18 protein-coding genes and 1 riboswitch are annotated in these 18048 nt (G+C 71.7%); of the genes, 9 read left to right on the top strand and 9 right to left on the bottom strand.

Translation table 11 applies throughout. The features are described 5' to 3' along the window. Positions 1 to 58 precede the first annotated feature (58 nt). The 4 genes from pknB to thiO all read right to left on the bottom strand — a co-directional run bounded on the left by pknB (position 59) and on the right by thiO (position 4249). The gene (pknB, locus tag OHU89_RS14965) at positions 59 to 1981 is read right to left on the bottom strand and encodes a Stk1 family PASTA domain-containing Ser/Thr kinase (RefSeq protein WP_405643080.1); all 1923 of its coding nucleotides are present in this window, start codon (positions 1979 to 1981) and stop codon (positions 59 to 61) included. 118 nt (positions 1982 to 2099) lie between these two features. Further along, positions 2100 to 2894, bottom strand: coding sequence for a thiazole synthase (locus tag OHU89_RS14960; RefSeq protein ID WP_266893576.1), 795 nt, complete (start codon positions 2892 to 2894; stop codon positions 2100 to 2102). Positions 2895 to 2897: 3 nt separating this feature from the next. Then, positions 2898 to 3098 (bottom strand): sulfur carrier protein ThiS, encoded by a 201-nt coding sequence (gene thiS, locus OHU89_RS14955; protein ID WP_266893578.1) that lies wholly within the window; start codon positions 3096 to 3098, stop codon positions 2898 to 2900. Then, a complete protein-coding gene (thiO, locus tag OHU89_RS14950; RefSeq protein WP_405643078.1) occupies positions 3095 to 4249 on the bottom strand; it encodes a glycine oxidase ThiO in 1155 nt (384 codons plus the stop codon). The genes thiS and thiO overlap by 4 nt, the downstream gene beginning before the upstream one ends. Continuing rightward, a riboswitch (TPP riboswitch) is annotated at positions 4247 to 4358 on the bottom strand. It overlaps the preceding gene by 3 nt. 52 nt (positions 4359 to 4410) lie before the next feature. Here thiO and OHU89_RS14945 point away from each other — a divergent pair. The 6 genes from OHU89_RS14945 to OHU89_RS14920 all read left to right on the top strand — a co-directional run bounded on the left by OHU89_RS14945 (position 4411) and on the right by OHU89_RS14920 (position 9444). After that, complete coding sequence (locus OHU89_RS14945) at positions 4411 to 4761, top strand: hypothetical protein (RefSeq protein WP_405643076.1); 351 nt, start codon at positions 4411 to 4413, stop codon at positions 4759 to 4761. A gap of 32 nt (positions 4762 to 4793) precedes the next feature. Next, entirely contained in the window at positions 4794 to 6011 is a 1218-nt protein-coding gene (locus OHU89_RS14940) for an NAD(P)/FAD-dependent oxidoreductase (RefSeq protein ID WP_405643074.1), read from the top strand. Positions 6012 to 6076: 65 nt separating this feature from the next. Continuing rightward, the gene (locus OHU89_RS14935) at positions 6077 to 6448 is read left to right on the top strand and encodes an Rv2175c family DNA-binding protein (protein WP_266893585.1); all 372 of its coding nucleotides are present in this window, start codon (positions 6077 to 6079) and stop codon (positions 6446 to 6448) included. 292 nt (positions 6449 to 6740) lie between these two features. After that, the gene (gene thiE / locus OHU89_RS14930; RefSeq protein WP_405643072.1) at positions 6741 to 7421 is read left to right on the top strand and encodes a thiamine phosphate synthase; all 681 of its coding nucleotides are present in this window, start codon (positions 6741 to 6743) and stop codon (positions 7419 to 7421) included. Between the two features lie 98 nt (positions 7422 to 7519). Beyond that, positions 7520 to 8443 carry a methylenetetrahydrofolate reductase [NAD(P)H] gene (gene metF / locus OHU89_RS14925; RefSeq protein ID WP_266893589.1) on the top strand — a complete coding sequence of 308 codons (924 nt, stop codon included), beginning with the start codon at positions 7520 to 7522 and terminating at the stop codon, positions 8441 to 8443. Between the two features lie 56 nt (positions 8444 to 8499). Beyond that, a complete protein-coding gene (locus tag OHU89_RS14920; RefSeq protein ID WP_405643069.1) occupies positions 8500 to 9444 on the top strand; it encodes a hypothetical protein in 945 nt (314 codons plus the stop codon). A 7-nt stretch (positions 9445 to 9451) separates the two neighbouring features. Here the strand turns inward: OHU89_RS14920 and OHU89_RS14915 are convergent, their stop codons facing one another. The 5 genes from OHU89_RS14915 to OHU89_RS14895 all read right to left on the bottom strand — a co-directional run bounded on the left by OHU89_RS14915 (position 9452) and on the right by OHU89_RS14895 (position 15504). Then, positions 9452 to 10966 (bottom strand): phytoene desaturase family protein, encoded by a 1515-nt coding sequence (locus OHU89_RS14915; RefSeq protein ID WP_405643067.1) that lies wholly within the window; start codon positions 10964 to 10966, stop codon positions 9452 to 9454. A 66-nt stretch (positions 10967 to 11032) separates the two neighbouring features. Then, complete coding sequence (locus OHU89_RS14910; protein WP_365402255.1) at positions 11033 to 11650, bottom strand: DUF4126 domain-containing protein; 618 nt, start codon at positions 11648 to 11650, stop codon at positions 11033 to 11035. A gap of 386 nt (positions 11651 to 12036) precedes the next feature. Continuing rightward, the gene (locus tag OHU89_RS14905) at positions 12037 to 12654 is read right to left on the bottom strand and encodes a TetR/AcrR family transcriptional regulator (protein WP_405643065.1); all 618 of its coding nucleotides are present in this window, start codon (positions 12652 to 12654) and stop codon (positions 12037 to 12039) included. Between the two features lie 44 nt (positions 12655 to 12698). Then, positions 12699 to 14783 carry a YhgE/Pip family protein gene (locus OHU89_RS14900; RefSeq protein ID WP_405643063.1) on the bottom strand — a complete coding sequence of 695 codons (2085 nt, stop codon included), beginning with the start codon at positions 14781 to 14783 and terminating at the stop codon, positions 12699 to 12701. Then, positions 14755 to 15504, bottom strand: a complete 750-nt coding sequence (locus OHU89_RS14895) for an ATP-binding cassette domain-containing protein (protein WP_405643062.1) — start codon at positions 15502 to 15504, stop codon at positions 14755 to 14757. Before OHU89_RS14895 ends, OHU89_RS14900 begins: the two co-directional genes overlap by 29 nt. Before the next feature lie 187 nt (positions 15505 to 15691). Between OHU89_RS14895 and OHU89_RS14890 the strand changes: the two genes are divergently transcribed. From OHU89_RS14890 to OHU89_RS14880, 3 genes are all read left to right on the top strand, one after another. After that, entirely contained in the window at positions 15692 to 16261 is a 570-nt protein-coding gene (locus OHU89_RS14890) for an SAV_6107 family HEPN domain-containing protein (RefSeq protein WP_365402244.1), read from the top strand. Between the two features lie 174 nt (positions 16262 to 16435). Continuing rightward, on the top strand, positions 16436 to 17206 hold the full coding sequence (locus OHU89_RS14885) for a methyltransferase (protein ID WP_405643060.1): 771 nt from the start codon (positions 16436 to 16438) through the stop codon (positions 17204 to 17206). 278 nt (positions 17207 to 17484) lie between these two features. After that, positions 17485 to 17880, top strand: a complete 396-nt coding sequence (locus OHU89_RS14880) for a DUF3040 domain-containing protein (protein WP_171144436.1) — start codon at positions 17485 to 17487, stop codon at positions 17878 to 17880. The last annotated feature ends 168 nt before the right edge of the window (positions 17881 to 18048 follow it).

Below are 18048 nucleotides of genomic sequence, written 5' to 3'. Positions count from 1 at the left end.
CCGTCCAGGGTGCCACGCGGCGCGGGGCACCCTGTCAACGGCTGGTGATCGGGCCCGCTCAGCGGATCTCGATGGTGATCGTCGACCCCTTGGGGGCGGTCTGGCCGCCCTCCACCGACTGGTTCTTGACGGTGTCGCCGAACAGCCCGAGGAGCCCGCGGTCCTCGTCGACCTCGAAGCCGGCCCCCTCCAGCTCGGTCTTCGCGTCGTCGACGCTGTCGCCGACCACGTCCGGGACCTCGACCATCTCCGGACCCTTGGAGATCGTCAGCGTCACGGTGTCGCCCTCGGCGGCCTCGCTGCCGTCCTGCGGGGTCTGCGCGGCGACCAAGCCCTTGTCGTACTCGGAGTTGACCTGCTCGGAGGCGACCTTCACCTTCAGGCCCGCGTCCTCCAGGTCCGCCTTCGCGTCCTCCAGGCTCTCGCCGGTGACGTCCGGGACGTCCACCGGGCTGCCCTTGCTGACGACGAGGGCGACCGCCGCGCCCGAGCGGAGCGTGGTGCCCGCCTCCGGGTCGGTGCTGATCACGAAGCCCTTGATGACGTCCTCGCTGAACTCCCGGGTCACCATGCCCGGTTCGAGCCCGTCGCCCTTGAGCCGTGCCCTCGCCTTGTCGAGGCGGAGGCCCTTCAGGTCACCCAGCTTCACGGTCTCGGGGCCCTTGGAGACGGTCAGCGTCACGGAGTCGTTGCTCCGTATGCGGGTGCCCACGGTCGGGTCCGAGCCGATGACCCGGCCGCGCTTCACGGTGTCGCTGTACTCCTGCTTCACCTTGCCGACCTCGAGCCCGGCCTCCTCCAACCGGTCCCGGGCCTGCGTCTCGGTCTTGTCGATCAGCGCCGGGACCTTGGTGAACTGGCCGGAGTTGATGTACCAGACGCCGGCTCCGACACCGAGGATCAGCAGAAGGGCGACGACGATCGCGAGCGGCCCGCGCGGGGGTCCCGAACGGCGCCGGCGCGGCGGGGGCGGCGGCGGGGACTCGAACCGGCTCGTGTGGTTGAGCGCGGGCCCGTCCTCGTTGACCGGTAGCGGCCTCGGCACCGTCAGTGAGCGCGGGATCACGCTGGTGCGGTCCTCGGTGCCACTGTGCGCGACGGACAGGGCCTGCGGCGGCACCAGGTCCAGCTGGTCCTCGCTGAGCGCGCCGCGCGCCGCGCGGGCCTGCGCGAGCAGCGCCACCGCGTCGTACGGGCGGATGTCCGGGGTGCGGGCGGTCGCCGAGGCGACCAGCTCGTCCAGCTCGTACGCCAGCCCCGGCACGATGCCCGAGGGCGGCGGGACGTCCTCGTGGAGGTGCTTGTAGAGCACCACGGCGGGGGAGTCCCCGTCGTGCGGCTTCTCGCCGGTCAGCATCTCGTAGAGCACGACACCGCACGCGTACACGTCGACGCGGGGGTCGGCTGTGCCGCTCTCGATCTGCTCCGGCGCGAGATACGAGACCGTGCCGAGCACGGTGCCCGTGGTGTTGGTGACGGTGTCGACGGACCGGACGAGCCCGAAGTCGGCCACCTTGACCCGGCCGTCGTCCCCGATCAGCACGTTCTCGGGCTTCATGTCCCGGTGCACGAACCCCGCGCGGTGCGCGGCGCCGAGCGCGGCGAGGACCGGCTCCAGGATGTCGAGCGCGGCCCGCGGCTGCAGCGCGCCACGGTCGCGCAGCACGTCACGCAGGGTGCAGCCCGCCACGTACTCCATGGCGAGATAGACGTACGACCCGTCGGTGCCCTGGTCGAAGACCTGCACCACATTGGGGTGGGCGAGCCGGGCGACGGACTTGGCCTCGCGGATGAACCGGTCGACGAAGGTGACGTCGGCGGCGAGGCCCGGGTGCATCACCTTCAGCGCGAGCACGCGGTCGAGGCGGGTGTCCACGGCCCGGTAGACCGTGGCCATCCCGCCGACCGCGATCCGCGCGTCCACGCGATAGCGGCCGTCGAGCACCTGCCCGACCAGAGGGTCCTGAAGGGTCGTATCCACGCAGGTGAGTGTACGAGCCGCGACTGACAGGGCCGCAGGTTCGGGCGAGATCGGGGCGGGACTGAAGCCGTCCTGTGACGGACGTCGCAACGAATTTCGGCCTGCGTCGAACGTACGTTCAGAATGCGGGGCGTTCGGGATCCAGCCGCGCCAACCCCTCCTTGGGGGACGAGGCTTCGGCGAAATGCCGCTTGGGGATGCGCCCCGCCCGGTACGCCAGCCGGCCCGCCTCCACCGCGTGCCGCATCGCGTGCGCCATCAGCTCCGGCTCCTGGGCCCGCGTCACCGCCGAGGCGAGCATCACACCCGCGCACCCCAGCTCCATCGCGAGCGCCGCGTCCGACGCCGTACCGGCCCCCGCGTCCAGGATCACCGGCACGCGCGCGTGCTCGACGATCAGCTGGAAGTTGTGCGGGTTGCGGATCCCGAGCCCGGAGCCGATCGGGGAGCCCAGCGGCATGATCGCCGCGCAGCCCACGTCCTCCAGCTTCCGCGCGAGGACGGGGTCGTCGTTGGTGTACGGCAGGACCGTGAAACCGTCGTCGACCAGCGTCTCCGCGGCGTCCAGGAGCTCGATGGGGTCCGGCAGCAGGGTGCGTTCGTCGGCGATCACCTCCAGCTTGATCAGATCGGTGCCGAGGGCCTCGCGCGCGAGGCGGGCCGTCAGCACGGCCTCGCCCGCGGTGAAGCAGCCCGCGGTGTTGGGCAGCACCTCGATGCCGAGCCTGGTCAGCACGGAGAGGACCGAGCCGTGCACATTCGGATCCACCCGGCGCATCGCGACCGTGGTCAGCTCTGTGCCCGAGGCGATCAGCGCCCGCTCCAGCACATCCGGGCTGGGCGCGCCGCCGGTGCCCATGATCAGGCGGGAGGAGAAGGTCGTACCGCCGAGGACGAAGGGATCGTCGGCCATGGGTCAGCCTCCTTGGACGGCGGTGAGGACCTCGACGCGGTCTCCCTCGCGGAGGGACGTCGACGGCCACTGTCCGCGCGGGACGACGGTCTCGTTGAGGGCCGCGGCCACTCCGGCGGGGGCCGGGGCGAGGGCCCGCACGACGGTGTCGAGAGCCGTGCCGGGAGCGATCTCCCGCGGCTCTCCGTTGACGGAGATGTTCATGCGGGCAGCTCCGTGAAGGTGAAACGCCGGGGGGTGAAGGGGCGGACCTCGACCGGCAGTTCACCCGTGGTCAGCACATGGGCCATCGCGTCGCCGGTGACCGGCGTGAGCAGCACACCGTTGCGATAGTGGCCGGTCGCCAGGAGCAGCCCAGGGAGCTCGGTCGGTCCGAGCAGCGGTGCGTTGTCGGGGGAACCGGGGCGCAGCCCCGCGCGGGTCTCCGTGAGCGGCAGTTCCGTGATGCCCGGCACCAGCTCATGGGCGTCGCGCAGCAGCTCGTACACCCCGCCCGCGGTCACCGTGGTGTCCCAGCCCTGCTCCTCGCTGGTCGCCCCGATCACCAGCTCGCCGTTCTCGCGCGGTACCAGATAGACCTGGCTGCCACGGACCACGGCCCGCACGGTCCGGTTCAGGAAGGGCGCGTACCGCTGCGGCACGGTCAGCCGCAGCACCTGCCCCTTCACGGGCCGCACCGGCGGCAGCACGTCGTCGGGGACACCGGCGAGCCGCCCGCTGAGGCTGCCGGCGGCGAGCACCACCTGGGCCGCGCCCAGCCGGGTGCCGTCGGTGGCGGTGATGCCGGCGGCCCGGTCCCCCACGAGGTCCAGGCGCTCGGCCCACAGGCGGTGGAAGACCACGCCCGCCCGCTCGCAGGCGGCCAGCAGCGCCTTGATCAGCCGCCGGGGGTCGATCTGATGGTCGCCGTCGACCCGCAGCCCGCCGCGCACGCCCGGTGCGAGCATCGGCTCCAGGCGCCGGCATTCCCGCCCGGACAGCCACTCCGACTCCAGGCCCGACTCCTGCTGCAGGGCGTGCAGTTCCCGCAGATGGGCACGGTCGTCGGCGTCCAGCGCGACGGCGAGCGTGCCGCAGCGGCGGTAGCCGAGGTCGTGGCCGGTCAGCTCGGTGAGCTCGGCCGCGAACTCCGGATAGCGGCGGGCCGAGGCCAGGTTCAGGCCCAGCAGGGTCTGCTCGCCGTAGTGCAGTTCCGTGACGGCGGCCAGCATCCCGGCGGCCACCTGGGCGGCCCCGCCGCCCGGTTCGGGATCGACGACGGCTGTGGCGAAACCGCGCTGCGCGGCCCGCCAGGCCGTGACAAGGCCGATGATTCCGCCCCCGACGACGAGGACGTCTGACGTACGTGAGGACATGGGCGTCCAGCCCCTCCCTTCGCCGGCATGACCCGGATCAGGTTCGTACGGTCGGAGGCCGCCAGCCTCCCTCTCAGCCCGGTGCGTCCGGGCTCCCGCGAGTGCTCTACGTTGGCCACCCTAGCTCTTGGTTTTGCGCTTGTGTAAGGGAGCCTGCTGCCATGCCCCGCTCGCTGGACGGCCTCGTCCTCGCCCCCGTCGCCGACCAGGCCCCAGGTCAGGTGGGTACCCGCACCCGGTTCACGTACCACGAGAAGAGCGGCGAGATCTGGGCCGAATACACGGGCGGCGACGTCGTGCGCGGGCATCTGGTGGGTACCCGGGAGGGCGACCGGCTCGACTTCCGGTACGTCCAGCTCAAGCACGACGGGACGACCTCGTCGGGGCACTGCGTGTCCACGGTCGTCGAGCTGCCGGACGGGCGGGTGCGGCTGGAGGAGAGCTGGGAGTGGGAGTCGCAGCAGGGCAGCGGGACGAGCGTTGTGGAGCAGGTCACGGTGCATGACCGCTGACTGACAAATTGTCAGTTGTCTATGGTGATCCGGTGAGCGAGCAGACGGAGCAGTCTCAGCGGCGCGTGGTCGTGGTCGGCGCGGGCATGGCCGGCGTACAGACCGCGGTAGCCCTGCGCGAACAGGGTTTCACCGGCACCGTGACCCTCATCGGCGCGGAGCCGCATCAGCCGTACGACCGGCCGCCGCTGTCGAAGGCCGTACTGCTCGGCAAGGCCGAGGGCTCCGCCTTCGACGTCGACTTCGAGGCGCTCGGCATCGAACTGGAGCTGGGCCGCGAGGCGCTGGGCGTCCGCCCCGCCGAGCACGAACTGGACACCGAGTCCGGGCCCGTGCCGTACGACGTCCTGGTCCTCGCCACCGGTGCCGAACCGATCCGGCTGCCCGGCGCGGAGGGCGTCCCCGGTGTCCATCTGCTGCGCACCCTCGACGACGCCGAGCGGCTGCGGCCCGTACTCGCCCGACAGCACGACATCGTGGTGGTCGGCGCGGGCTGGATCGGCGCCGAGTTCGCCACCGCCGCGCGCGAGGCGGGCTGCGCGGTGACGGTCGTGGAGGCCGCCGAACGGCCGCTCGCGGGGGCCCTTCCTGCGGAGGTCGCCGCGCCGATGTCGTCCTGGTACGCCGACGCCGGTGCCGCGCTGCGCACAAACGCGCGCGTGGAGCGGGTGCGGCCCGGCGAGGTACTCCTGGACGACGGCACGCGGCTGCCCGCGGACGCCGTCGTGGTCGGCATCGGCGCCCGCCCCGCCACGGCCTGGCTGGCCGGCTCGGGCATCGACCTCGGCGCGCACGGCGAGGTCGTGGCCGACGACCGCCTGCGCACCTCCGCGCCGGACGTCTACGCGGTCGGCGACTGCGCGTCCTTCCCTTCGGGAAGGTACGGCGAGCGGCTGCTGGTCCACCACTGGGACAACGCCCTCCAGGGCCCGCGCACGGTGGCGGCCAACATCATCGGCGAGACGCCCGCGGTCTACGACCCCGTGCCGTACTTCTGGTCCGAGCAGTTCGGCCGCTTCGTCCAGTACGTCGGCCATCACACGTCCGCCGACACGGTCCTGTGGCGCGGTGACCCGTCCGGCCCGGCCTGGACGGTCTGCTGGCTGCGCGAGAACCGCCTCGTCGCCCTGCTGGCGGTGGGCCGGCCCCGGGACCTGGCACAGGGGCGGCGGCTGATCGAGGCGGGGCCGGAGCTGGACCCGGAGCTGCTGGCGGACCCGTCGAGGCCGCTGAAGGCGGCGACAGTGTAGTTCGAATGCCCAGGTCGCAGGGGTCTGGCTTCCGACTGTCAGTGCGGGATGGCAGGCTTGATGCCGTGACCGAGATTGACGCAAAGATCGATGCTCTCGTCCCCGCCTGGCTCACCCTCCCCGACATCGCGGAAATCCTCGATGTCGAGGTGACGCGTGCGCGCCAGCTGGTCAAGGACGGCCAGCTCATCGCCGTACGCCGTGGTGAGAACCGCGCACTGCACGTCCCCGCCGCCTTCATCGACGGGGTCGAGCAGAAGGTCGTCAAGGGCCTCGCCGGGACCTTGACGCTCCTGAGGGACGACGGCTTCTCCGACGAAGAGATGCTGGAGTGGCTCTTCACTCCCGACGACAGCCTGCCCGGGACCCCCGCCCAGGCGCTGAGCGAGAACCGTGGCACGGAGGTGAAGCGCAGGGCCCAGGCGCTCGCCGTCTGACCCATTACCGCCGAACCGCCCGGCGCAGGGCCCGCCACCCACGCACCCACACGGTCGCGGCCGCCCCCGTGCGCAGGGCGGCACCGTGCCACAGCGGTGATCAGCGGATGCGTCCCACGCCCTGGCGTCGATGACCTGCGGGTTCGTCGCCAGGACGTGGGACGTGTCTGCCCGTCGCACCTGGTGCCGGGGCATGGGCCGCGGAGCCGTCCCTGTGGTTCACTACGCCCGGCCCGCCCAGGTCGACCGCACCGGCCCGCGGCCCGTACGCCACCGACATCGGGGGACACCCATGCCCGTCACGTCCGACACCGACGCTCGCGCCCAGCTGGCCGACGCCCGGCTCTATCTCTGCACGGACGCCCGCAAGAAGCAGGGTGACCTGCCCAACTTCCTGGACGCGGTCCTGGAGAACGGCGTCGACTTCATCCAGCTCCGTGACAAGACCCTGGAGGCGGACGAGGAACTGGGCTGGCTGGAGCTGTTCGCCGACAAGTGCCACATGTACGGCAAGGTCCTCTCGGTGAACGACCGCGCCGACCTGGCGCACGCGGCCCGGGCCACCCACCCCTGGCCGCCCGCCGTACTCCACCTCGGCCAGGGCGACCTCCCGGTCCCCGCCGCCCGTGCGATCCTCGGCGACGACATCCTCGTCGGCCGCTCCACGCACTCCGAGGCCGAGGCCGCCGCGGCCGCCGTCCAGGAGGGCGTGGACTACTTCTGCACCGGCCCGTGCTGGCCGACCCCGACCAAGCCCGGCCGCCACGCACCCGGCCTCGACCTGGTCCGGTACACCGCTTCCCTCGGCACCGACCGCCCCTGGTTCGCCATCGGCGGCATCGACCTCGGCAACCTCGACGAGGTGCTGGAGGCGGGCGCCCGCCGCGTCGTCGTCGTACGGGCCATCACGGAAGCCGACGATCCGGGAGCCGCCGCAGCGGAGTTCGCGAAGAGGCTCAGGGACCCGGCGTGACCGGTCCTGGTGTCCGAAGGGTGGACAACAAGTCGACAAAACGGGCAAATTCCCCGGATCCGGTTGGGTGACCGCTGCCCCCTGGCTAACCTGCGGGTATGGCCCTCGGAACCGCATCCACCAGGACTGACCGCGCACGCACCGTGCGCGACATGCTCGCCACGGGCAAGGCGACGTACTCGTTCGAGTTCTCGGCGCCGAAGACCCCCAAGGGTGAGCGGAACCTGTGGAGCGCGCTGAGGAGGGTCGAGGCGGTCGCCCCGGACTTCGTCTCCGTCACGTACGGTGCCGGCGGTTCCACCCGCGCGGGCACGGTCAAGGAGACCCAGCAGATCGTCGCGGACACCACGCTCACGCCGGTCGCCCACCTCACCGCGGTCAACCACTCCATCGCCGAACTGCGCAACATCATCGGCCAGTACGCCGACGCCGGGATCCGCAACATCCTGGCCGTCCGCGGCGACCCGCCGGGCGACCCCATGGGCGACTGGGTGGCCCACCCGCAGGGTCTGACCTACGCCGCCGAACTCGTCCGGCTCATCAAGGAATCGGGCGACTTCTGTGTGGGCGTGGCAGCCTTTCCGGAGATGCACCCGCGGTCCGGGGACTGGGACGCCGACGTCGCGCACTTCGTCGACAAGTGCCGGGCCGGCGCCGACTACGCCATCACGCAGATGTTCTTCCAGCCGGAGTCCTATCTGCGACTGCGTGACCGAGTCGTCAAAGCTGCCTGCGAGACCCCCGTCATCCCCGAGATCATGCCGGTGACCAGCGTGCGGATGCTGGAGCGCCTGCCACAGCTCAGCAACGCGGCCATCCCCTCTGTCCTGAAAGAGCGGATCCTCACAGCAAAAGACGATCCGGCCGCTGTACGCTCCATCGGTATCGAATTCGCCACGGAGTTCTGCGCACGGCTGCTGGCCGAGGGAGTGCCCGGACTGCACTTCATCACGCTCAACAACTCCACGGCGTCGCTGGAGATCTACGAGAACCTGGGCCTGCACCACCCACCGCAGGCCTAGACCGGCCGCACGGATATACGACACACTGCGTAGCGGTCACTGGGAGAGGGGCGTACATGGGCTGGACGGTCCTCTACATCGCGTTCGGAATCGTCGCGCTGTGGTTGCTGGGCGAGGTGCTGCTGCAGTACAAGGCGCGGCTCCGCTGGCGACTGCTCGCCTTCGCCGGCTTCCTGGGCGTCGTGCTCGGTGTGCTCATCCCCTCGGTGGTCGTCATCGGACTGGGCGCCATCGCCTTCGCGGTCGGCCAGACCTACGTCACCCTCTCCTTCCGTCGCGGCTTCGAACAGGGCTGGGCGGTCAATCCGCCGGAGGCCCTGGGCGGCCTGGTCGGCGGCAAGCGCGGCGGGCGCCGGGAACGAGGCCGCGAGGAGCCGACCCTGGAGGTCTCCGACCTCGAAGCGGCGGACGCCGCCTACGGTGACGAGGGCAACTACGTCCCGAGCGCGTCCGGTTACGGCCAGGACGAGTACGACCGCGACGACGTCTTCACGCCCGCCCGCCCCGCGGCCGCCGAGGTCTACGAGCCGCAGCCGATGCCCGACGACACCGGTTCCTACGGCATATACAACGACGGCACGTACGCCGGCCAGGGCCAGACCCAGGACCAGTACGCGACGGCCGCCCAGGGCGCCGACCAGACCTACGGCTACGACGGCTACACCGGCTACGACCAGCAGCAGTACGGCTACGACATGGCCGGGCAGCAGCAGTACGCCGCCTACTCCGACCCGTACATCGGCACCCAGACCTACGGCGGCTACGACGCCTCCTACGGCGGCCAGCAGCAGTACGGTCAGCAGGCCTACGGCCAGGATCAGTACGGCAACCCCACCTACGGTGGCGAGACCCCGGCCGGCGGCGTGTGGGTCCCGCAGCAGCGCACCGACGAGACGTACGGCGGCGAGCTCCCGCAGGAGCAGCAGTACCCCTACCAGGGCAACGGCCAGCAGGGGAACGGCCAGCAGGGCAACGGCTACGACGAGCAGTACCGCTTCTGACCAGCGGTCACCGAGAGCCCCGGAACTCCGGCCCCTCCACGATCAGCCCGGCCACCAGAGCACCCGACATCCCGGCGTGCGGGAGGCCTCCGCCCGGGTGGGACCAGCCGCCGACGGTGAACAGACCGGACAGCCCGGTGGTGTTCGCCGGGTGCAGCAGGCGTCCTTCGGCCGCGGCGAGAGCCGGGGCGGGAACCGCGCCACCCTCCGCACCGGTCGTCTCCGCGATGTCGGCCGGGACACGCACCTCGTGCCAGAGAAGGCGCTCGCGCAGGTCCGGTACGGCACGCTCGGCAGCGGTGATCAGCCTGTCCGCGTGATCGTCGAAGACCTCGGACGTCGGCCGATCCCGGTCGGCGTGGGCGGGCACCGTGGCGGTGAGGGTGACCGCCTCGTGGTCCGGGCCCGGGACCACACCCGGGTCGTCGGGGCGCAGCACGGTGAGCGTGGGGCGCGCGTCGAGCCCCCGGGACGAGCCGAACAGCAGGTCCAGCTCGCGCTCCCGGTCCTCCGCGTGCACGACCGTCCGGTGCGCCGCTCCCTCCGGGCGCCCGCCGCGCAGCGCCACCAGCACCGTCATACGGCTCGGCAGCCCGCGCAGCGGAGGAACCGCACCGTCCTCCCGCACCGCGGTGCCCCGCACGCAGCGGCTCAGCACATCGGGTGCGACACCGGCGACGACGAAGTCCGCCTCCGCCACCTCCCCGTCGGCCAGTTCGAGCCCCGCCGCCCGGCCGTCCTTCTCCAGCACCCCGGTGACCTCGGCGCCGAAGTGGAACTCCACCCTGCGCGCCACACACCGCTCGTACACCGCGCGCGCCAACTCCCGCATGCCGCCGCGGACATGCCAGGTGCCGAAGGCGTGCTCCATGTACGGCAGCACCGCCGCGCTCGCCGGGGCCACGCGCGGGTCCAGGCCGTACGCGAGGGCGTGGCTCTCCAGAAGGGCGACGAGCCTCGGATCGCGCAGCTCCCAGGCACCGACCTCGGCGAGCGTCCCGGCCCGGCGGGTGCGGAGCAGCTTCTTGTGGGGGACCGACGGATAGGGCTCGCGGTCGGCCAGCACCGACCAGTTCGGCCAGAGGGGTTCCTCCAGGAGCGGCCTGCGCGTGCGGTCCCAGGCCTCGCGGGCCCGGACCAGGAAGTCGCCCCAGCGGGCGCCCGCGTCGGAGCCGAGTGCCTCGTCCAGCGCCGAGACGACACCCGCGCGGGAGGCGTTCGGCAGACTGACCTCGGTGCCGTCCGCGAAGAGATGCCGCGTCGACGGGTCGACCTGGACCAGGTCGAGGACCGACTCCAGCGGCTCCTTGCCGGTCTTGACGAACAGATCGCGGTAGACCGCGGGAAGTGTGAGCAGCCCCGGTCCGGTGTCGAAGGCGAAGCCGTCGCGATCGAGGCGGCGCACCGCACCGCCGTACGTCTCCGTACGCTCGTACACCGCCACCCGGTGGCCCGCGACGGCCAGCCGGGCGGCGGCCGCCATCGCGCCCATCCCGGCGCCGATTACCGCAATCCGTGCCATGCCTGCGACTTTATCGGCCACCACTGACAGCCCCGGCCGCGGGCGCCTTCGGAGGGCTGCCGGGGGTCACCAGCCCGGTGGGTGCCCTGTCCGTCCCGCGAGCCGTTTCTCCTCCCGCCGTTGCGCCCGGCGGCGCAGGAACCGTCGGATCCGGGAGATCAGGAAGACGAGTATCACCAGGCCGCCGACCAGCAGTACGCCTGCGATGATCGCCGCCGCCTCCGGGTGGAATATGGCGAAGGTGACGATCCCGGCGACCCCGAGATCCTCGGCCAAGCTCACGATCACGTTGCTCAACGGCTCGGGCGAGGTGTTCACCGCCATCCGCGTCCCGGCCTTGACGGCATGACTGGCCAACGCCGTCGAACCGCCGACCAGACCCGCGACCACGTCGTTGAGCGAACCGCTCTGCCCGGCGAGCACCGCACCGACCCAGGCGCCCGCGGCGGGGCGGATCAGCGTGTGGACCGAGTCCCACGCCGAGTCGACGTACGGGATCTTGTCCGCGACCGCCTCGCACAGGAACAGCACGCCGGCTGTGATGAGGACCTCAGGGCGCTGGAGCGTCTCGGGGACGTCGTCGCTCAGCCCGGTCGCGCCGAAGACGCCGAGCAGCAGCACGACGGCGTACGCGTTGATTCCGCTGGCCCAGCCACTGGTGAAGACGAGAGGGAGTACCGACACGGAGGCGATCGTAACCACTCGGCAACGGAGCGTCCTGGGCCTGAGTACGCAGGTCTGAGTACCCGTACCTAGTGGGCGAGTTGAGTACGCGCGCGGATGGGGGCCGACCTGCGCGAACGAGAGAGTGGAGCCACGGAGAAGGGGAACGGCTCGGCACCGGCGACACGGGGCGCCGGAGCGGAGCCGCCCCGGATCCGCTCCTTCCGCCGGCGGAAGTCGGCGGGAGCGAGGCACGGGGGGCCCGGGGGAACGACCGAACGGGGGTCCAACGGGGGAATCGGGGGAACACGGGGGAGCAGGAGAAGGCGCCGGTTCGAGGTGGCCCGCGGGGGACGCGGCCACAGCGGACCGGCGCTTTCGTCTGTCTACGCGTGCGTACCGCCGGCTCAGCCCCGGCCGCTCACCCGTCCCTGCAGCAGCCGCGACAGCGCCGAGTGCACATCGTCCAGCGAGCGCTCCGCCTGGAACGCCTTCCAGTCCAGGGCCGCCACCAGCACCATGCCGACCAGGGCGGACGCGGTCAGGGAGACATCGATCGCCTCGTGGAACTCGCCGTTCGCGATGCCCTCGCGCAGCACGTCCTCGATGACCGCCACCGCCTGCTGCCGGACCACCAGGAGCGTGGACTGCCAGGCCCGGTTGGTGCGCCAGAGCTCGGCCACGTACAGCTGGGTGAAGGCCGGATAGCGGTCGATGAAGACCAGGCCGGCCCGGATCATCGCGTCCAGGGCGTCCGTCTTGCTGCCGCCCTCCCGCGCCGTCCGCTCCGCGGCGTCCCGGAGCGAGGCGGTGAGCAGTCCCACACCGTGCCGCAGCAGCTCCTCGAAGAGGACGGACTTGCTCGCGAAGTTGTAGTAGACCGTGCCCTTCGCCACCCCGGCCCGCTCGGCGATCTCGTCGACGGTGGTGGCGGAGAAGCCCTGCTCCGCGATGAGCGTGACGGCCGCCTCGTAGAGCTTCTGCCGGGTGGCCTCGCGGCGCGTGCTGCCGCTGCTGCTTTCCATGGCCCCGATTCTCACAGCTGCCGGGGACCCGGCGGTCGTCGAGGTCACAGGCTCAGCTCCGGGTGCAGCCGGTCGAGCGTCCACACCTGGCGGCGGCGGGCCGACAGCGCGGTCAGTGCGAGCGCGCCCGCGGTGAAGGCGACGAGCACCACGCACGCGTGCCAGACCGGACCGAGACCGCCGCCCGTGATGAGCCTGCGGAGCGCCTCGACGACGTAACTCATCGGCAGGAAGGGGTGGAGCGCGTTGAAGAAGCCCGGGCTGGTCTGCACGGGGTATGTGCCGCCCGCGGACGTCAACTGGAGCATCAGGAAGGCGAGGACGAGGATCCGTCCCGCCGCCCCGAAGCGGGCGTTCAGCCACTGCACGATCGCCGCGAAGCACGCCGTCACCAGGAACAGGAAGCCCACCGTGCCGGCCGCCCGCACCATCTGCAGGCCGATCGCCCAGTGCAGCACCGACATCAGGGCCACCGTCTGGAGCACCCCGACCGCCACCACCGGCAGCCAGCCCGCCAGCGCGATCCGCCACGCGGGGGCGCCCGCGGCGAGCGCGCGCCGGTTCATCGGTGCGACCAGCATGTACGCCACCATCGCGCCCACCCACAGGGACAGCGGGATGAAGTACGGGGCGAACCCGGTGCCGTAGTTGGGCGCCTTGTGCATGTCCTTGGAGACCAGCTGGACGGGGTCGGCCATGACCTCGGTCCGCTCGTCGCGGTCCCGCTTGTCGTAGTCGGGGATCCGGTCGGCGCCGTCGTGCAGCCCGTCCGAGAGCTTCCCGGAGCCGTCGACCAGCTTGTACATGCCGCCGTTCAGATCGGCGGCGCCGGTTTTGAGCTTGCCGACCCCCTCGTCCAGGTCACCGGCACCGGTCTTGGCCGTCCCGAGCCCCGTGTGCAGCTTCTTGGCGCCCGCGGCGACCTTCCCCGCGCCCTCGTTGAGTTCGTTGACCTTGGAGACGGCGTCGTCGAGGTCCTCGGAGAGGTGCGGCGCCCGGTCGGCGAGCGCCTGGGCCTGCTTCTGCAGGGTCGCCAGGTTCTTGTCGAGCTTCTTCAGGTCGCCGTCCTGGTCGCCCACGAGGGTGTTGAGGTCGTCGGCGATGGTCGCCACGTCGGCGGCCGCGTCCTTGGCCTTCTCCAGGTCGGCGCAGGCCGCGTCGGGCAGTACGGCCTTCTCGCAGCGCGTCCGATGGATCTCGTCCAGCGTGTCGGAGGCCGTGCGGGCGCCCTTGGCGGCGACGGGGGCCGTCGTCACCAGGGTGTCCAGGTGCTTGCGGATCGCCTTGCTGGAGTCCGCGACGAGCTGGGCGGTGTCACCGATCGTCTTCTCGTTGTCCTCCAGGAACGGGCCCGCCTTCGCCGCGACCCCGTTGACCTTGTCGGCGAGTGTCTGGGTGCCCTCCGAGACCTGCTGCGAGCCGTCCTCCAGGTCGCCCGCGCCCTTGTCGAGCTTCTTCAGCCCCTTGGCCAGATCGCCGCTGCCGCTCTTGGCGTCCTTCAGTCCGTCGGCGAGGTCCTTGGACCCCTTCTCGGCCTTTCCGAGCCCGCCTTCGAGCTTGTCGGCGCCCTTGGCGGCCTTGACCGTCGCGCCGTGGATGTCGGAGAACGAGATGAAGATCCGGTCCAGGAAGGACCGCGACGCCTTCGTGGACGCGGCCTGGCGCACCTCGCTGAAGACCGTGCGCGAGATCTGCCCGACGATGTAGTTGTTCGCGTCGTTGGTCCGCACCTGGAGTGCGCCCGTCTCGGGGGAGTCGCCCGCGCTGGACGCGATCCGCGCGCTGAAGTCGGTCGGCACGGTCAGCGACAGGTAGTACGTGCCGTCCTCCACGCCCGCGCGTGCCTCGGCGGCGCTCACCTCGTGCCACTCGAAGACGTCGCTGTCGTGCAGCCCCCGGGTGATGTCGTCGCCCGCCGCGAGCTTCCTCCCGTCGGCGGTCGTCCCCTTGTCGTCGTTCACGAGCGCCACGGGGATGCGGTCCAGCCGGCCGTACGGATCCCAGAACGACCACAGGTACAGGGCGCCGTAGAGCAGGGGCAGCACCAGCAGCGCGACCAGCGCGGCCCGCGGCAGCTTCCCCCGTCCGAAGCGCCGCAGCTCAAGCGCGGCCAGTCGCGGCGAGCGCATCGACGTCCTCCTTCTTCCGAGCCGAGCCCTGAGGGGCGCTTTGCGTGGACACCTTCACGGCCTCCTCGGGGGCCTCACTGCACGCCGCCACGACCGTGGTCCCCGTCTCGGCGATCGACGTCAACAGCGCCCAGACCTCGGCCCGTTCCGCGTCGGACAGCTTCAGATCCGTGTCGTCGACGCCGAGCAGCCGCGGCCGCCCGATCAGGGCGAGCGCGACGGACAGGCGCAGCGCCTCCAGCCGCTCCAGATCGCGTACGGCGGTCCGGGAGCCCTTGGGCAGGGCCTCCCGGTCGAGACCGGCGGCGCTCAGGGCGGTGTCGATCCGCAGCTTCGCCTCGTCCGTGCGCTCGGCACGCGGCCGCAGCAGTCCGCGCAGGGAGTCGCCGAACCGGTGCTGCAGCAGCGCCCGTTCGCGCAGGTGCTCCCCGACGGTCAGGGCCGGGTCGAGGTCGGTGACACCGGCGACGTTGGCCACGGCGCTCATCTGCCGCACCGCCGCGAGCTGCTTCGGCAGCCGGGCCCCGCCCACGGCCGCCGTCCCCTCGGACGCCTTCATCCGCCCGGTGAGCGCGAGCAGCAGACACGTACGGCCCGACCCCGACGCCCCCTCGACGGCGATCAGCGCCCCGGGCTCCGCGTCGAGGCCGATCCCTCGGAACGCCCAGCCGCGCGGCCCCTTGAGCCCGAATCCCTCGGCTGTGACGGCGACTCCGCCCACAGCCCACCCCCTGATGTCCAGAACTGCCGGAGTTTTTGAACTGACTGGTCAGTGCAAAAACTAACCCGAACCTTCGATCGAAGCAAAAGCCCAGGTCAGAACGGATTGTCAGTGGCATACCTCACGATGGGCACATACGGCATCCCGTATCGGGACGTGCCGTCACACAGACGACAGGAGGTTCGTCATGGCCACCTACCACGCAGCAGCCGCCCGCCGGCGCCGCGCCACCGGCCCTGCCCCCTCACTGACCGGACCGGCGAGCGACGTACACCCCGTGCTCCGCCGGACCACGGCCCCGCCCGCCGCCCTCGACCTGCTCGCCCAGGCCCGTGCCGGACTCGACGAGGCCGCCGTCCTGGAGACACCGAACGAGCGCTATGCGACAGCCCACCTCGCCGCCCTGCGCACCGCCGCCGCCGTGCTCGCCGCGCGCGGGCGTCCGGAGCCCTCGCCCCGACGCCGGGCCAAGATCCGGAGCGCCTGGGAAGTGCTCCCCGAAATAGCTCCCGAGCTCGCCGAGTGGAGCGCGCTCTTCGCCGCCGGCGCCCGGCGCCGTGCCCGAGCCGAGGCCGGCATCCAGGGTGCGGCCACGCGCCGGGACGCCGACGACCTCATACGCGACGTGGCGATGTTCCTGCGCCTCGTCGAGCGGATGCTGGTCCTCCAGCCGGTCCTGCCCCAGCCCCGCCAGGACACGGACCGGCCGGAGCCCGACGACCACGACACGGGCCGGGACATGCCGGACGCGGGCTGACCCCTCCGGCACGGCACGGGCTCTGCCGCCCGGATGCCACGGTGGTCGGGCGAGGTGACGGAGGCAATAGGGTGGAGGGCGCCTGAAGCCCTCTTTCTCCGGTACCCGGTCGGGGAGGGCAGACCGATCGCTCCGCCGCGCAAGAGGCGGTGCCGCGCCGAGGAGTCAACTGCCGTGTCGGACCCGCTGCGACCCCGCGCCTCTCTCCGTACCGCCGTGGTCTGGGAGGTCCTCCAGGACGCCCTCGAACGGCGGGTCAAGGCCACGGGCCGGGACGCCCTGGACGTCCTCGACACCGGCGGCGGCAGCGGCAACTTCGCCGTGCCCGTCGCCCGTCTCGGACACCGGGTCACCGTCGTCGACCCCAGCCCCAACGCGCTGTTCGCCCTGGAGCGCCGAGCCGCCGAGGCCGGCGTCGCCGACCGGGTGCGCGGTGTCCAGGGCGACGCCCACGGTCTCTTCGACGTGGTCGAGCGCGGCGCCTACGACGCGGTGCTGTGCCACGGCGTCCTGGAGTACGTGGACGACGCGGCCGAGGGCATCCGCAACGTGGTGGCCGCCCTGCGCTCCGAGGGCGTCCTCAGCCTGCTCGCGGCGGGCCTCGGCGGCGCCGTGCTCGCCCGCGCCCTCGCCGGCCACTTCAAGGAGGCCAAGCAGGCGCTCGAGGACCCGAACGGACGCTGGGGCACCGGCGACCCCGTACCGCGGCGCTTCACCGCCGAGCAGCTCACCGAGCTGGTCGAGGGCGCGGGCCTCGAGGTCGGTGCCGTGCACGGCGTGCGGGTCTTCGCGGACCTGGTCCCCGGCGTGCTGGTCGACACCGAGCCCGGAGCCCTGGAGGCCCTGCTCAAGCTGGAGGAGGCGGCGGCCGAACTCCCCGCCTTCCACTCCGTGGCCACACAGCTTCACGTGCTCGGTGAGACCCGAGGGACCGTCGAGACCTGAGGCAGCCCTCCTGGTGCAGCGCTGATCAGGGACTTGGGTGCACATGGAGTACGCCACAGGCCCCCCGATCGGGCGCCCGGCGCCGTATGATCGAGGGAGACCGTCCGGCATGACGGGTCGGCCGCTGGGGAATGCAAGATCTAGCGGGCCGGGACGTGCATGGCGGAATCCCGGTTGGCCAATTGGCGTAGAGGGGCGGGTTTCAAGGGGGCGATTCCCTGCCTATCCTGAAGGGACCCCCCGGGTCGCCCCGGCGACTGCACGATGAGGAGGATTCCGTGCCGCTCTCGGAGCACGAGCAGCGAATGCTCGAGCAGATGGAGCGAGCGCTGTACGCCGAAGATCCCAAGTTCGCGACAGCGCTTGAGGGAAGCGGGCTGCGCACGTACACCCGGCGACGGGTCTACCAGGCGGTCGCGGGCTTCCTCGTGGGTATCGCGCTCCTCATGGCAGGAATGGTCGCCAAGCAGGTCTGGCTCAGCGTGGTGGGCTTCCTCGTCATGCTCGGCTGTGCGGTACTCGCCGTGACCGGCTGGCGCAAGGCCCCCAAGCCGGGTGAACAGCCCGCGGCCGGTGCCCCGCACGCGCGCCGTCAGGCCAGGCAGAAGCGCTCCATGATGGACCGTATCGAGCAGCGCTGGCAGAAGCGCCGCGACGAGCAGGGCGGCCATTAGCTCGACCAATAGCTGACGCGTGAGGGGGTGACCACCCTCCGGGAGGGTGGTCACCCCCTCACGCACGCCCTTTTGACAGCGCCGATCGCCCCTTCGGTGATCGGCCCGATCAACGCCCGATCCAACGGCTGAGGCCCCGACCCGCTCGCACGGGTCGGGGCCTCAACC

This window comes from Streptomyces sp. NBC_00019, from assembly GCF_045041015.1.
Taxonomy (GTDB): domain Bacteria; phylum Actinomycetota; class Actinomycetes; order Streptomycetales; family Streptomycetaceae; genus Streptomyces.
Note: the sequence above shows the minus strand (reverse complement) of the source record. Positions and strands in the feature narration are given on the sequence as shown.

Coding starts and splice junctions, on each gene's coding strand:
- OHU89_RS14960 (WP_266893576.1), bottom strand. CDS start 2,894: ATGGCCGACGATCCCTTCGTCCTCGGCGGTACGACCTTCTCCTCCCGC.
- thiS (WP_266893578.1), bottom strand. CDS start 3,098: ATGAACATCTCCGTCAACGGAGAGCCGCGGGAGATCGCTCCCGGCACG.
- thiO (WP_405643078.1), bottom strand. CDS start 4,249: ATGTCCTCACGTACGTCAGACGTCCTCGTCGTCGGGGGCGGAATCATC.
- OHU89_RS14945 (WP_405643076.1), top strand. CDS start 4,411: ATGCCCCGCTCGCTGGACGGCCTCGTCCTCGCCCCCGTCGCCGACCAG.
- thiE (WP_405643072.1), top strand. CDS start 6,741: ATGCCCGTCACGTCCGACACCGACGCTCGCGCCCAGCTGGCCGACGCC.
- metF (WP_266893589.1), top strand. CDS start 7,520: ATGGCCCTCGGAACCGCATCCACCAGGACTGACCGCGCACGCACCGTG.
- OHU89_RS14920 (WP_405643069.1), top strand. CDS start 8,500: ATGGGCTGGACGGTCCTCTACATCGCGTTCGGAATCGTCGCGCTGTGG.
- OHU89_RS14915 (WP_405643067.1), bottom strand. CDS start 10,966: ATGGCACGGATTGCGGTAATCGGCGCCGGGATGGGCGCGATGGCGGCC.
- OHU89_RS14905 (WP_405643065.1), bottom strand. CDS start 12,654: ATGGAAAGCAGCAGCGGCAGCACGCGCCGCGAGGCCACCCGGCAGAAG.
- OHU89_RS14900 (WP_405643063.1), bottom strand. CDS start 14,783: ATGCGCTCGCCGCGACTGGCCGCGCTTGAGCTGCGGCGCTTCGGACGG.
- OHU89_RS14890 (WP_365402244.1), top strand. CDS start 15,692: ATGGCCACCTACCACGCAGCAGCCGCCCGCCGGCGCCGCGCCACCGGC.